Below are 14,294 nucleotides of genomic sequence, written 5' to 3'. Positions count from 1 at the left end.
TTTCATTATGCCGGGCGCGCGGCGCGCTCCGCCTCCGCTAACATGCCCGTACCAAGGACACGAATCGGTCCGGCGCGGCATACCGCCGCGCACGGTCCAGCCACCACTTGAGGGCTGCGCCTTCCTCGCCGGTGCGCCAGGCGAGATAAAACATTTCCTCAGCGCGCGGCTCCTCGACTTCCTTGACCACGAGAGCGCCTGTCGCCACCGCCTCGCGAATGCAGGCTTCCGGCAGGAAGCCGAATCCAATGCCGGCAAGCTGGAACCGAAACTTGGTCTGCATGTCCGGCACGGCCAGGGTTTCCTGACCGAGCAGCAGGCCAACGGTGCGCGCGGGAGTCTGCCGTACGGAGTCCGCAACCGATATTGCGCGGTATTGGCGCAGGTCGTCCTTGCGCAGGGGCCGGTCGATCGCCGCCAGCGGGTGCGAAGGCGCGATAGCGAACACGAAGCGTACCGCGCCGATGGGTTCGGCCTTGTAGCCGCCGCCGGACGGGCCTTCGCCGGCGGCACCGATCAGCAGATCGACGCGCCGGTCCAGCAGCGCTTCCCAACTGCCCGACAAGGCTTCCTGCACGATTCTCAGCCGGGTCTGGTCGGCGACCCGATAGAAATCCATGATGTCGTCTTTCAGCGCCACCGGCGTCAGCAGGGAATCCATGCCGATGGCGAATTCGGTTTCCCAGCCTGACGCCACGCGCCGCACCCGCATCTCCAGGTCGCCGGCCGCCCGCAGCAGATGCCGGCCTTCCTTGAGCAATTCCCTGCCTGCCGGAGTGAGGATCACTTTGGGACCGGAACGCTCGAACAGGGTAACGCCGAGATCCTCTTCCAGTTTGCCCACCGTATAGGAAATCGTTGACGGCACGCGGAAAATTTCCTTGCCGGCAGCGGAGAAGGAACCGAGTCGGTCAATGGCGTCGATGATCTGCAGCGCGTCGAGAGTAAGTTTGAGCATGTGCGTTTTCGCGCCTGGCGGCAGCAGTCGTTTTTCGTATTTACAATGCCGGTAGCAGGTCCGGCAATGCACATGGTACATCAGCTGCCGCTGGCAAACTTTCTCAACAGCAGCAGATAACGACGGAAACGGCCGTGATATCGGCGTACCTGGCTTCAGGCTTTGCTCTAGCGCAGCGACAATTTAATTAACGGCAACTTCGGTGGCCGATCAACGTCAATCGATGGTGAGCGCGTCCAAGCGATGCGGCGTCAGCGTATTCGTCCATGTATTAGATTGAACAACGACACGCGGCTATTTTATTCGTGAACAACCATGACGCAGGAACAAACTATGAAGGCTGCCGATGCGGCAGTCCGCAGGCAGTGGATTGCCTGTGAACAATGCGATTTGCTTCAGCACGAAGTCGAGCTTCCGGCGCGGGCCGTTGCCTGCTGCCGGCGCTGCGACGCCGTGCTGTACCGCGGTCCGCGAACCAGGCTCGATACAATGATCGCGCTGGCGCTCGCCTGCGCGATCATGTTCCTGGTGACCAATCTTTTCCCGATCGCCACGCTGTCGACGCAAGGCATCGCGGTCTCGACCACGCTGTTCGGCTCGGCGCAGTTGCTGGCCGAACAGGGACGGCCGGTGGTCGCAGTACTGATGTTCGTCACCACCATCCTGGTGCCGGCGCTGGAACTGTCGGCATTGCTTTACATGCTGCTGCCGCTGCGCTTCGGCCGCGTGCCGTCGGGCATGACCACGGCTTTCCGCATGCTGCTTGCCGCGCACCCATGGAGCATGCTGGAAGTTTTTCTGCTGGGACTGCTGGTCACGCTGGTCAAGCTGTCCGAACTGGCGAGCATCGTGCCTGGCATTGCCTTCTGGTCCTTTTGCGGAGTGATCGTGCTGTTTTCCTGGCTGTCGGCGTCGTTCAGCACGCGCGACCTGTGGCGCTGGACGGAAGATGCACGGCAAGCGCAAGCATCCAGGGCACAGGCGCGCGCAGGTTCGGCGGAGGCCCTGCGATGAACCCGTCGCCATCCTCCGGCGCAATGCGTTCCGCGGCCTCGCTGGGCCTGCTGTCCTGCCATGCCTGCGGCCTGCTCTGCCGCGCACCCGGACATGCGGTAGAACTCCGCTGCCCGCGGTGCCATGCCGACGTCCACCTGCGCAAGCCAGGCAGCCTGTCGCGCACCTGGGCCTTGCTGATCGCGGCCTACATACTTTACATCCCGGCCAATCTCTATCCCATCCTGTACACGAGTTCTGTGCTGGAGTCGCAGAGCAATACCATCATGAGCGGCGTGGTGCTGTTCTGGAACACCGGTTCCTGGTTCATTGCCGCGCTGATCTTCATTGCCAGCATCGTCGTGCCGCTGACCAAGCTGTTTGCGCTGACGCTGCTGCTGATTTCGGTGCACCGCCGCTCATCGAAGCGGCCACACCAGCGCACCCGGCTCTACCGGATGGTGGAGTTCATCGGCCGCTGGTCGATGCTTGATGTGTACGTCGTCGCGCTGTCGGTGGCTCTGGTGCAGATCGAGGCGCTCGCCTCGATGCAGGCCGGCATCGGCGCCGCCGCCTTCGGCGCGGTCGTGGTGCTCACCATGCTGGCGGCCAAGTCCTTCGATCCACGGCTGATCTGGGACAACGCGACCAACGCAGAGGAGAACAATGACTGACCACCCGCATAACGATTCCGGTATTCCGCACGCGGTCGCCGTGCCCAGGCGCCGCTGGGCGGTATCCCTGGTCTGGCTCATTCCCATCGTGGCGGCGCTGCTCGGCGCCTGGGTCGCGGTGCAGCAGGTCATGTCGCAGGGTCCTACGATCACGATCACCTTCAAGAACGCGGAGGGATTGGAAGCGGGCAGGACCAAGGTGCGCTACAAGGATGTGGACATCGGCACCGTCAAGAACATCACCATTTCCAAGGACCGCTCGCAAGTCATCGTCACCGCCGAAATGAGCAAGCAGGCCGAAGACCTGATCGTGGCCGACACGCGCTTCTGGGTGGTGCGCCCGCGCGTGACCTTCAACAGCGTCACCGGCATCGGCACGCTGCTCTCGGGTGCTTTCATCGGCGTCGACGTCGGTAAGTCGGAGGAAACCAAGCGCAACTTCGCCGGGCTCGACACGCCGCCGCCGGTGACTTCCGATTCGCCGGGCCGCCGCTTCACGCTGCGCGCCGACGACATCGGCTCACTGTACATCGGCGCGCCGATCTATTACCGTCGCGTGCAGGTCGGCAACGTCACCGCCTACACCCTGGACGAAGATGGCAAGGGCGTCACGCTGGAAATCTTCGTCAACGAGCCGAACGATCGTTTCGTCACCAGCAACACGCGCTTCTGGCATGCGAGCGGCATCGATATTTCGCTCGAAGGCTCCGGCTTCAAGCTCAATACCGAGTCGCTGATCTCGGTGGTGGTGGGGGGCATCGCCTTCCAGTCGCCGCCGGAGGGTTCGGCAGGCGAACCGGCGGCAGCCAACGCCAGCTTCACCCTGTTCGGCAACAAGGAAGATGCGCTCAAGCGTGTCGGGCAAGATGTGCAAACCTATCTGCTGTACTTCGGCGAATCTCTGCGCGGCCTTGCGCCGGGCGCGCCTGTCGATTTCCGCGGCATCGTGATCGGCGAAGTGAAGGCCGTCAGCGTCGAGTACGACCGCGATAGCAAGACGCTGCGTTTCCCGGTCGAGATAGAGATCTACCCGGAGCGCATGCGTTCCCGCTATCGCCCGGGCGCGCCGCAATTGTCGGCGATGGAACGCGAGCCGCATGTGCTGTTCGACAGGCTGGTGGCGCGCGGCTTCCGCGCCCAGTTAAAGACGGCCAATCTGCTGACCGGCCAGCTGCTGATCGCGCTCGACTTCTTCCCCAACGCGCCGCGCACCAAGATCGACTGGAGCAAGACACCGGCGACCCTGCCGACGGTGCCGGGCGCCTTCGAAGATCTTCAGGAAACCCTGAGCAGCATCGCGCGCAAGCTGGAGAAGGTGCCGTTCGACACGATAGGCAATAACCTCGACAAGTCCCTGGTCAGCCTGCGCGCCACGCTGGAGAGCGCCGACAAGCTGGTGCGCCAGCTCGACGGCAGCGTGCTGCCGGAAGTGAAGCAGACGCTGGAGCAGGCGCGCAAGACGCTGGGCAATGCGGAACGCACCCTGGCCAGCGACGCCCCGGTTCAGCAGGACCTGCGCGATACGCTCAATGAAGTCGGACGCGCGGCGCAGTCCGTGCGCGAACTCACCGATTACCTGAGCCGCCACCCCGAAGCGCTGTTGCGCGGAAAAAAGGAAGAGGAATAACATGTCCGCACCCATGCTCATCCGGAAGACGACGATGATGCTTGCCTGCGCCATGCTGGGCGCATGCGCGTCGACATCCAAGGAAAGCTTTTATACGCTTAATCCTTCGGCGACCACCCCGGCTGCCTCGGCTGCGAGCGCGCCGGGTGACAATGCGGCATCCGGCATCGGCATCGCGGTGGGTCCGGTGCGGGTACCGGAAATCGTCGACCGCTCGCAGCTGGTGGTGCGGCGCGGAGCGACGCAGGTAGACCTGCTCGAACAGCATCGCTGGGCACAGCCGCTGCGTTCCGAAATCGCGCAGGCGATTGCAAGCGGATTGCGCAGCCATCTGCCGGGAGCCCGCGTGGCGCTCGACCGGGATGCGGCCGCCCAGAATGCGCAGATCCGGGTGGCAATCGATATCAGCCGCTTCGATGCGGTGCCGGGCGAGGCCGTGGTGGTGCAAGCCCTGTGGTCCATCCGGTCGACAACGCCGCAGGCGCCGCTGGCCGGGCAATCGGCAGCGCGCGAACCGGTGCATGGGTCCGGCAATGAGGAAATCGCTCCTGCCTTCGCACGCGCCATGGCAGGCGTCAGCCGCGACATCGCGGCGGCGATCGCGGCAATGCCCGCTCCGACGGCGGCGGCGAAATAGCGGCTGCAGCCCTATCCTGCCGCGCAGCCCGCATGGCATGCATGAAGTATCATGCACGGGAAAAATTCATCTCCCGCACTTGCCTTTCTCCGGCAAAACATACCGGCCGGACGGCCAACGTGCGGCGCCTTTCCATGCATACCGGATAAACACAAGCGTGAACCGATTTCTTCTTTTCGCATTTCCCAAAGCTTGCGGCCGTCTGCGCCTGCGGACGCCGGGGTTATGGATACCCTTGCTGCTGGTATTGTTCTGCCTGCAGGGCGATGCATTGGCGCAGATACCGCCCAAGCCGCCCGCCGCTGCCTTGCCTGCCCCTGCCCCGGCCGCTCCTCCCAAAGCGCCGGAAGCGCCGCCGGCGCCGGAGCCTGTTGCCATCTCCGATATCGCGATACAGGCCGAAACCGCGCTGGCCGAAGTCCGGCAGCTGGAGAACCGGGCCCGCATCGAGGACGTCATTCAGACCGCAGGCGATCGCCTGCCGCTGCTGGAACGTGAAACCGGCTATCGGGTCCAGATGGCGCGCCGGCTCAACCGGGCTGCGTTTTCCCTGGAAAGCATCCAGAACCTAGAAGAAGAGTTGCGCGACATCGAGCTGCGCACGGCACCGTTGCGTCGCGATCTGACGCGCACTGCGCTGCAGAACGATCGCGACCTGAAGGAGCTGGAACGGCTGGAAGCCGTCTGGAACGCCACTACAAAGGCGGCAGCCGAGGCAGCCGCGCCTCCCGATGTGCTCGACCGCGCGAGGGATCTGAGCCGCACCGTCGCCGCTGCAAAGAAGAGCGTGCTGGAAGACCGTGCCAAGGTGCTTGCCCTGCAGGGCCGCGCCACCGATATCGGTACCCAGCTCGCCGATGTTCGTCGCATGCTTGCCGACGCCAGCGAACGCGCGGTGACGCGACTGCTCTACCGTGACAGTTCGCCGCTGTGGAGCGGCGACTTCTGGGCGGCATGGCTGCGCAGCTTTTCCGTGGAAGCGGGCGAGAACCTCGTCAACCAGTCCATCGCGCTCGGCGATTACGTGCGCGCCCATGTCAGGAGCTTCATTTTCCATGCCTGCTTCCTCGGCCTGCTCATCATTGCCTTGTCGGCCGCGCGCAGCCGGGTCGATATCCTGTGCGAGACCGACGAAGGCTTGAAGGGCAACCGGCAGATCTATGACATGCCGGTCGTCACCGCGCTGTTGCTGGCGATGCTGTTCAGCACCTGGTTCTATCCGCGCCCGCCGCGGGCACTATGGCTGATGATGGGCGTGCTCGCTTCCGCGCCGCTGCTTGCGTTCGCGCGCCGCGTGGTGGACCGGCGCATCTATACGCTGCTGCTATCGGTCGTCATTTTCTATCTGCTGGACCGTGTGCGCGCCCTGTTCGCGCCCTTGCCGGGTGTGCATCGCTTCATGCTGCTGGTGGAAGCGTTCGGCCTTCTGCTGGTGATGGTGGCGGCGCTGCGCCAGTATCGCCGCGAGGGCTTGCCCGAGTCGCGCGCGGCGGCACGAACCCTCTACTACGGAAGCTGGACGCTTTTCCTGCTGTCGGCACTGGTGCTGGCCTGCAATGCCGGCGGCTATTCGCGGCTGGCCGACCTCGTGATGCGCACCACCCTGTCCAGCGCCTATACCGGCGCAGTTCTGTACGTGCTAACGCGCGCCGGCGAAGGACTGATGCACGGCATGCTGTACGTGCCGCCGCTGTCGTTTCTGGCCGGGGTGCGCCGCCATCGCGCCCGCATCGCCATGCGCATCAATCGCTGGATGCAGTGGCTCGCCTTTTTGCTGTGGATTATTCTCACTCTGCAGGCGACCGGATTCCTGCAGCAGGCACTCGGCTGGCTGCTCGCGCTATGGAAGGCGAGTTTCGATATCGGAAGCCTGAATGTCGCGGTCAGCGATATCGTGCTGTTCGTGCTCGTTCTCTGGACCACTTACCAGTTGTCGAGATTGTCGCGCTTCTTCCTGGAGGAGGAAATCTTTTCCCGGGTACGGCTCGACCGCGGCCTGCCGTATGCGGTGTCGACCACCGTGCATTACATCATCCTGCTGTCCGGCCTGGTGCTTGCGTTGACGGCAATCGGCGTCGACATGACCAAGTTCACCATTGTCGCCGGCGCGCTTACGGTCGGCATCGGCTTCGGTTTGCAGAACATCGTCAACAATTTCGTCTCGGGACTGATCGTGCTGTTCGAGCGGCCGGTGAAGGTGGGTGACACCGTGGAAATCGACGGCATTGTCGGCAGGGTTCAGCATATCGGCATCCGCGCCACTGTGATCCACAGCACCACCGGCGCGGAAGTCATCATCCCGAACGGCAAGCTGATCGCCGACAAGGTGACCAACTGGACCCTGTCGAGCCAGTTGCGCCAGATCGCGGTGCCGGTGGTGACAAAGCCGGACATCAATGTGACCCGGCTGAAAGCCACGCTGATTAAAGTCGCGCGCTGGAACAAGCAGGTGCTGGAATCGCCCGAGCCGGAAGTGCTGTTCATCAAGCGCGGCGTCGATGCCTTCGAATTCGAGCTCAGGGTCTGGACAGGCGACCTCGATGCCTGGCTCAGGGTCAGGAGCGATCTGATCAGCGACATCAATGACGCTTTGAGCAACCAGGACTTGCCGGCGCAGGCGCCGGATGCCGGGGTGAATCCCGCAGGTCCGGGGGTGGAACAGCCTCAATCGCCGCCTGCGGTTACGCCGTAGTCGGGTTTTAGCATTCCGACTGAGCAGGCAACTTGATACTGCTTGGTCCGGCGAATAAGGTTCCCTTCCCCCGCCGGCGGGAGAAGGGAGCTCGATCAGATGATCGTATTACCCATCAGGACGCCGGGCAGGGATTGGACACCTTCAGCGCTTCGCGCGACCTTGCGATCGCCGAAGTTGCCGGCTCGTCCACTGTCAGGGTGTTGTCAGTGAACTTGCAGCCGTAAGTCGGGCTGGCGACCGTTGCCGGCGTCAGCACGTCGTCGCCTTCCGGCTTCACGCCGTTCTGCTCCCAGTTGATCATCGCATCGAATGCGGATGCCTGCTCCTTCATGGTGAAGTCGCAATGGCTGACGCCGCGAATCGCGCGCTGCACCAGCCATTGCGACGTGCCCTGTGCATCGGCGCGCCGCTTGTAGATCTGCTCCATGCTGAACGGCACGTACATGTCGCCCAGGGTATGGATCGACACGACCGGAACATTGATGCGCGCATTGGTCTTGGGTACCCAGCGCAAGCCGTCGGTGCGCAGACGGTTTGCATCCGGCGTTGCCTGCACGCGGTAGATCGACGCATTGAAAGCTCTCTCCTCGGCCGACTGCGCAAGGTCGTTGTCGAACTGGTAGATAAAGTCCTTGGTGCTGACCACGTCTTCGTTGAGGATGCCGAGCATCTTGCCGTCACGCCCGAAGGTACCCCATGCGGTGGCGGTATAGGGTCCGGCGAAGCCGATGTCGAACATCGGACGCTCGCCGCCGGTCAGGTTCTTCACCATCTGCTTGAGCTTGTCGCCCTGCGCCGTCGTCACGCCGTTGACCGTGGCCGTCGGGAAGGTGCTGAAGAAAGTAGAGCGCACCGCGGGCTCGATTTCCGCCCAGTTGGTGACGGGCCAGGTGGTTGCCGGCAGGCCCGCCAGCTGCATCGCGCCAGCCTGGTAGGCAGCGAAGAAATCATACAGTTCGGTATCGCCCAGCACGCCGCACATCGGTACCGCGCCGGCATAGCGCACCTTATTGTTGGCGGTCTGCAGCGCTTCCTCGTCGACCGCGGCGGCCGTGATATGTCCACCCATCGACACGCCGATAATGTAGGTCTTGGTCGGCGCCGCCAGTGCACGGCCCTTTTCGGCGGCGATCTTGTTGAATGCGAGCGCCAGAGCGTTGGTGTCTTCCACACCGGCCCGCACATCATAATAATTGCGGGTGTAGCTCGACGCCGCCCAGGCGTAACCCTGTTCAAGCAGGTGGCGGCGGATGCCGGGGTTGCTGACCGTCAGCCCCGGTCCGGTGCCTGCATAGCCATGCGCATACATGACCAGCTTGCCGTTCCAGTTTTTTGGTACCTCGATCCGGTAGCCCGAGCCCTGGTGAACGCCCCACCAGCGGTCGGCCTCGGGAGCGCCGGCCAGCGGCTCGAAAGGCAGGCTGGCTTCAGTGACGGAAAAAGTGCGGCTGTCCTGAGGACGTTTCGCTTCGGCCGGCGGGGTCACCGGCGTCGTGCCCGTGCTGCCGGCACTTGCTACTACGTCATTATCGCCACCACCGCAACCTGCAAGGAAAGCACTTACTACCGCGAGCCGAAGCGCGGAAGCCATTGTTGATGCCATGTTTGTCTCCGAAATTTATGATTTTCAAATTTTGTACTGCATAGCAGAACACGGTTCTGTCGTGGTACTGCTGCGTACTAGTGTATAAGCAAAAAATGAACAGCGTCTAGTGGATTTTTAGCTCTTGCAGTTTGTTATTTAATGGCAATTGAGCCATGGAAATACCGTGGTCAACTGCGAGAATTAATTCTGCATTGCAGAAATATATTCTGATATTTGCACATTCAGCGTAAGACTCCTTATAATCGCCCGAACAAAATGCACGATCGTTCTTATCACGGATGCCGTCGTGCGGCACCGTCGAGTGATCGGAAAGAAGCTCATTTCGGGAAAAGTTGGGAGACAAGATGCAAATGACAACGATGCAATTCGGCGAATCCGCTGCTGCGGCAGCCGCTGCAGCCACTGTAATTGCAGCCAGGTGCGGAGGCGCAGCCGTGCCGGTGCGCTGCGGCGTCAAGGGCTTGTTCCAAACCCGACCATAACGAACGGCCGCCCGGCCGCTATTCATCCCTCGGTTCGCCGACCGGCGCATACAGGATTTTTCCATCCACGTCACATCATTAAAGGAAATCAACCATGTCGATTCCACACCACCCCCGCCGCAATTTCATCAAAGGCGCGGTGGCGCTCGGTGCCACGATCGCCCTGCCGGCGATCGCCCAGGATAAATATCCTTCCCGTCCGATTCGCCTGCTCGTGCCTTGGCCGGCCGGCGGTTCGACGGATGTGGTGATGCGCGCCATCGGCGACAGTCTCGCCCGCCAGATCGGCGGCACCGTCATCATTGAAAACAAGCCGGGTGCCGGTGGGATCCTTGGCGCTGGCGAACTGGCCCGCGCCCAGCCGGACGGGTACACCCTGTCGCAGCTGCCGCTAGGCATCTTCCGCCTGCCGCACATGCAGAAGGTCTCCTTCGACCCGATGAAGGACCTGACCTACATTGCCTGCATGACCGGCTACACCTTCGGCATGGTGGTGCGCTCGGATTCTCCGATCAAATCGGTGAAGGAACTCGTTGACTATGCGAAGGCCAATCCCGACGGCTTCACTTATGGTTCCACCGGCACCGGCACCACGCCGCACCTGGTAGTAGAACAGTTCGCCAAGCGGGCCGGCATCAAGCTGCTGCACGTGCCGTTCAAAGGCAATGCCGACGGCATGCAGGCCCTGCTGGGCGGCCATGTGATGGGACACAGCGACGCCACCGGTTGGGCCTCCGCAGTCGAAGCCGGCCGCGCGCGCCTGCTGGCGACCTACGGCAGCAAGCGCACCAAGCGCTGGCCGAACGTACCCACATTGTTGGAACTTGGCTATCAAACCGTTTCCGATTCGCCGTTCGGCATCGGCGGACCGAAAGGCATGGATCCGGCGCTGGTCAAGCGGCTGCAGGATGCGTTCAAGAAAACCCTGGAAGATCCAACCGTGGTTGCCGTTCTGGAAAAATTCGACCAGCCCATTATCTACAAGGATAGCGCCGCCTATACCAAGTTCGCCCAGGAGACTTTCAAGGAAGAGAAGGAAACCGTGGAAAGCTTGGGCCTAGCGAAAGCCGGCTGATAGCGCAAACAAGCGATCCGCTGCGCCTGGACATGTTACGGCGCGGTAAAAAGGGCAAGCCTGGCTTGCCCTTTTTTCATTGGGCCCGACAAACCGACACGATGCCTGGGTCCGATGCAGGAAAAAAGCCTCTATTGCCGCCGCCGCAGGGAACGCCTATCCTGCAGGCAGGTCCACTTGAAAGCGCAGCGCCCGGCCTCATCTGAGACTCCTAGATTACCGAAGCAACCTAGCCATAAACCTCGGTTTTTATCCAAGGCAGCATGGGTTAACCTGCGTCGTGTAGTCATTTACAACGGTTTGCCTTTCCTCACAACAGGCAAGCTGGTTCCCCGAGGAGGTGTTGTGAACAAGAAATATCCGCAGGCCGCAATCTGGGCTGCCATCATGTTTTTCATATTCTTCATCTTCGGCCAGTCGCTTGGTGGCAGCAGCGGCGTACCGTCATCTGCCAAGGCAATCGCCTATTCGGAGCTGATCACCGAAATCAAGGCCGGAAACATCAAGGAAGCGACGATCGAGGGAGAGCGCATTACTGCGGTGACCAGCGGCGGGGCTGTGCTCAGTTCCACCACCACGCTGCTTGATCGCGGCCTGATCAGCGATCTCATCGACAATAACGTGCGCTTCGACGTCAAGAATCCCGAAGGACCTTCTTTCCTGTCGCAGTTGTTCATCTCCTGGTTCCCGATGCTGCTCCTCATCGGCGTCTGGGTCTTCTTCATGTCCAAGTCGCAGGGCAAGGGCGGCATGGGCGGCGTGCTCTCCATCGGCAAATCGAAGGCACGCATGCTCGATGAGAAAAGCAACCGCATTACCTTCGCCGACGTTGCCGGCTGCGACGAGGCCAAGGAAGAAGTCGGCGAGATCGTCGACTTCCTGCGCGATCCGCGCAAATTCCAGCAGCTCGGCGGCCGCGTGCCGCACGGCGTGCTGATGGTCGGCCCGCCGGGCACCGGCAAGACGCTGCTGGCCCGCGCCATCGCCGGCGAAGCCCGCGTGCCCTTCTTCACCATTTCCGGCTCGGATTTCGTTGAAATGTTCGTCGGTGTCGGCGCCTCCCGCGTGCGCGACATGTTCCGCATGGCCAAGGAGCATGCGCCCTGCATCATCTTCATCGACGAGATCGACGCGGTCGGCCGTCAGCGCGGCAGCGGCATGGGCGGCGGCAACGACGAACGCGAGCAGACGCTCAACCAGCTGCTGGTGGAGATGGACGGCTTTGAAGGCAATTCCGGCGTCATCGTGATTGCCGCAACCAACCGCGCCGACGTGCTGGACAAGGCGCTGTTGCGTCCCGGCCGTTTCGACCGCCAAGTCATGGTAGGCCTGCCGGACATCCGCGGCCGCGAGCAGATCCTGAACGTACACCTGCGCAAGGTGCCGATCTCGCGCGACGTCGAGCCGCAGGTGCTGGCCCGCGGCACGCCCGGATTCTCCGGCGCCGAACTGGCCAACCTGGTCAATGAAGCCGCGCTGTTCGCCGCCCGGCGCAACAAGCAGATCGTCGACATGCGCGACTTCGAGGATGCCAAGGACAAGATCATCATGGGCCCGGAGCGCAAGTCCGCGGTGATGCGCGAGGAAGAGCGCCGCAACACCGCATACCACGAGTCCGGCCATGCGGTGGTGGCGTCGCTGCTGCCAAAGGCCGATCCTGTGCACAAGGTCACCATCATGCCGCGCGGCATGGCGCTCGGCCTGACCTGGCAATTGCCCGAGCATGACCGCGTGAACATGTACAAGGACAAGATGCTGGAAGACATTTCCATCCTGTTCGGCGGCCGCATCGCGGAAGAACTGTTCATGAACCAGCAGTCCACCGGCGCTTCGAACGACTTCGAACGCGCGACCAAGCTGGCGCGGGCGATGGTGACCCGTTTCGGCATGTCCGAAACCCTGGGCACCATGGTCTATGTGGATGATGATCAGCAGTCGCCGTTCGGGCCGACGCCGTCTGTATCGGAAGAGACGCAGCAGAAGGTCGACGCCGAAATCCGCGACATCATCGACCGCCAGTATGCGCTGGCGCGCCGCCTGCTCGAAGAGAACCGGGACAAGGTCGAGGCGATGACCAAGGCCCTGCTCGACTGGGAAAGCATCGACGCCGACCAGATCAAGGACATCATGTCGGGCAATCCGCCGCGTCCTCCGAAGTACGACATCCCGGAGAAGAAGAACCGTCCTTCTGACCCGGCGACCCCGAACGCGGTTGCTCCCGCATAAGCGCGGGGGTCTTACTTCGCTAGCAGCATCCGCCACGGGCGTGCAGATTGCACGCCCGTGGTGCTTTTGTGCGATGTCTTTCCTGCCCCTATCCTCTGCGTTTCATCCATTCCATGTTCCCCGCGCGTTCCAAGCTCGAAAACGCGCCGACCGGGACGGAAATTTGATGCCTGGATGAAAGATGATTGATTTACTTAAAGCAGGCCGTCAACTGCCGCAGCTTCCATAAGATTGCCGATTAAACTTGCGAGGTTTGCCCATGTTTCCGCTTCACGCATGGCACAGCGAGTGGCATGCCGTTCATCGGTTTCCTGTGCCCCCGACGAATCACGACCGACCAATCGAGGATCTAGGAATGACGATCAACAAGAAAGTTTTCCCGGCGCTCGCCATTGCGGCGGCATCGCTGCTTGTCGCCGCCTGCGGCACATCAAGCGGACCGGCCGCATCGGCTTCGCCGACGCCTACTCCGATCATCGTATCGAGCACCGTCCCGGCCACGGCCCCGGCTCCCACCCCGGTCGCGGCGGGCAAGGTCACGGTGCAGTGGCTGGGCCAGGCGGCGACGAAGATCACCACGCCCGGGGGCAAGGTGATCGTCATCGACCCGTGGCTGACGACCAATCCGAAAACACCCGAAGGCTTCCGGCGGCTGGAGGCGCTGGGCAAGGTCGACCTGATCCTGGTGACCCATGCTCACATGGACCATTTCCTCGATGCGCCGGCGCTGGCCAAGCTCAATAATGCACCGGTCTACGGCCCGGCCGGGCTGAACCAGTCCTTGGTTCACCTGGGCATGCTCCCGACCGAGCTGTCGCCGCGCTTCAACAAGGGCGGCACGATAACGCCGATCGGTCCGAACATCAAGATTACCGCAACGCATGCGGAGCACAGCTCCGAGCTGGTGTGGCGCAATCCATCCACCGGCAAGGACGAAACGCATGTCGGCGGCGAACCGATCGGCTTCATCATCGAGCTCGAGAACGGATTCAAGATCTACCACATGGGCGACACCGGGCTGTTCGGCGACATGCGGCTGATCGGCGACTATTACCGGCCTGACCTGCTGCTGATCCCGATCGGCGGCCATTTCGTGATGGATCCCAAGGATGCCGCGGTAGCCACGGTACATATGCTCAAGCCGAAATATGCGATCCCGATCCACTATGGCACCACGCCCCAGCTCAAGGGAACGCCGGCCGAGTACACCAGCGCCATAGGCAATGCGCCGGTTCGCGTCGTGACCATGAATCCGGGCGAGGCCTACCAGTTCTGAGCTTTAACCGCCCGCTCCGGAACCATTCCGGGCGGGCCGGCGTGA

Annotated in this window: 11 protein-coding genes; 8 read left to right on the top strand and 3 right to left on the bottom strand. The window is 62.4% G+C overall.

Features of this window, described 5'->3' with window-relative positions; genetic code table 11:
- Positions 1 to 37: 37 nt before the first annotated feature.
- Positions 38 to 958, bottom strand: a complete 921-nt coding sequence (locus RY831_RS11920; RefSeq protein WP_326506566.1) for a LysR substrate-binding domain-containing protein — start codon at positions 956 to 958, stop codon at positions 38 to 40.
- 333 nt (positions 959 to 1,291) lie between these two features.
- Here RY831_RS11920 and RY831_RS11915 point away from each other — a divergent pair, with 333 nt between their 5' ends.
- From RY831_RS11915 to RY831_RS11895, 5 genes are all read left to right on the top strand, one after another.
- The gene (locus RY831_RS11915) at positions 1,292 to 1,972 is read left to right on the top strand and encodes a paraquat-inducible protein A (RefSeq protein WP_326506565.1); all 681 of its coding nucleotides are present in this window, start codon (positions 1,292 to 1,294) and stop codon (positions 1,970 to 1,972) included.
- The gene (locus RY831_RS11910; RefSeq protein WP_326506564.1) at positions 1,969 to 2,625 is read left to right on the top strand and encodes a paraquat-inducible protein A; all 657 of its coding nucleotides are present in this window, start codon (positions 1,969 to 1,971) and stop codon (positions 2,623 to 2,625) included. Before RY831_RS11915 ends, RY831_RS11910 begins: the two co-directional genes overlap by 4 nt.
- Entirely contained in the window at positions 2,618 to 4,252 is a 1,635-nt protein-coding gene (locus RY831_RS11905; protein WP_326506563.1) for a PqiB family protein, read from the top strand. The genes RY831_RS11910 and RY831_RS11905 overlap by 8 nt, the downstream gene beginning before the upstream one ends.
- 1 nt (position 4,253) lies before the next feature.
- On the top strand, positions 4,254 to 4,889 hold the full coding sequence (locus tag RY831_RS11900) for a PqiC family protein (protein WP_326506562.1): 636 nt from the start codon (positions 4,254 to 4,256) through the stop codon (positions 4,887 to 4,889).
- 235 nt (positions 4,890 to 5,124) lie between these two features.
- Positions 5,125 to 7,581, top strand: coding sequence for a mechanosensitive ion channel family protein (locus RY831_RS11895; RefSeq protein ID WP_326506561.1), 2,457 nt, complete (start codon positions 5,125 to 5,127; stop codon positions 7,579 to 7,581).
- 115 nt (positions 7,582 to 7,696) lie between these two features.
- Here RY831_RS11895 and RY831_RS11890 read toward each other — a convergent pair whose 3' ends face one another.
- Together RY831_RS11890 and RY831_RS11885 are read right to left on the bottom strand one after the other, a co-directional pair.
- Positions 7,697 to 9,187: an alpha/beta hydrolase family protein gene (locus RY831_RS11890; RefSeq protein WP_326506560.1), complete on the bottom strand. Its 1,491-nt coding sequence runs from the start codon at positions 9,185 to 9,187 to the stop codon at positions 7,697 to 7,699.
- A 106-nt stretch (positions 9,188 to 9,293) separates the two neighbouring features.
- On the bottom strand, positions 9,294 to 9,647 hold the full coding sequence (locus tag RY831_RS11885; protein ID WP_326506559.1) for a hypothetical protein: 354 nt from the start codon (positions 9,645 to 9,647) through the stop codon (positions 9,294 to 9,296).
- A gap of 119 nt (positions 9,648 to 9,766) precedes the next feature.
- Between RY831_RS11885 and RY831_RS11880 the strand changes: the two genes are divergently transcribed.
- The 3 genes from RY831_RS11880 (at position 9,767) to RY831_RS11870 (ending at position 14,249) form a co-directional block, all read left to right on the top strand.
- Entirely contained in the window at positions 9,767 to 10,747 is a 981-nt protein-coding gene (locus RY831_RS11880) for a Bug family tripartite tricarboxylate transporter substrate binding protein (RefSeq protein ID WP_326506558.1), read from the top strand.
- A 345-nt stretch (positions 10,748 to 11,092) separates the two neighbouring features.
- Positions 11,093 to 12,973, top strand: a complete 1,881-nt coding sequence (gene ftsH / locus RY831_RS11875; protein WP_437126257.1) for an ATP-dependent zinc metalloprotease FtsH — start codon at positions 11,093 to 11,095, stop codon at positions 12,971 to 12,973.
- Between the two features lie 355 nt (positions 12,974 to 13,328).
- Positions 13,329 to 14,249, top strand: a complete 921-nt coding sequence (locus RY831_RS11870) for a metal-dependent hydrolase (RefSeq protein WP_326506557.1) — start codon at positions 13,329 to 13,331, stop codon at positions 14,247 to 14,249.
- Positions 14,250 to 14,294: the final 45 nt, after the last annotated feature.

Source organism: Noviherbaspirillum album (assembly GCF_035916955.1).
Classification (GTDB): Bacteria; Pseudomonadota; Gammaproteobacteria; order Burkholderiales; family Burkholderiaceae_D; genus Noviherbaspirillum; species Noviherbaspirillum album.
Note: the sequence above shows the minus strand (reverse complement) of the source record. Positions and strands in the feature narration are given on the sequence as shown.

Excerpts from the sequence above, each read along its gene's own strand:
- RY831_RS11920 (WP_326506566.1), bottom strand. The coding sequence starts at position 958 with ATGCTCAAACTTACTCTCGACGCGCTGCAGATCATCGACGCCATTGAC.
- RY831_RS11915 (WP_326506565.1), top strand. The coding sequence starts at position 1,292 with ATGAAGGCTGCCGATGCGGCAGTCCGCAGGCAGTGGATTGCCTGTGAA.
- RY831_RS11910 (WP_326506564.1), top strand. The coding sequence starts at position 1,969 with ATGAACCCGTCGCCATCCTCCGGCGCAATGCGTTCCGCGGCCTCGCTG.
- RY831_RS11905 (WP_326506563.1), top strand. The coding sequence starts at position 2,618 with ATGACTGACCACCCGCATAACGATTCCGGTATTCCGCACGCGGTCGCC.
- RY831_RS11900 (WP_326506562.1), top strand. The coding sequence starts at position 4,254 with ATGTCCGCACCCATGCTCATCCGGAAGACGACGATGATGCTTGCCTGC.
- RY831_RS11890 (WP_326506560.1), bottom strand. The coding sequence starts at position 9,187 with ATGGCATCAACAATGGCTTCCGCGCTTCGGCTCGCGGTAGTAAGTGCT.
- RY831_RS11880 (WP_326506558.1), top strand. The coding sequence starts at position 9,767 with ATGTCGATTCCACACCACCCCCGCCGCAATTTCATCAAAGGCGCGGTG.
- RY831_RS11870 (WP_326506557.1), top strand. The coding sequence starts at position 13,329 with ATGACGATCAACAAGAAAGTTTTCCCGGCGCTCGCCATTGCGGCGGCA.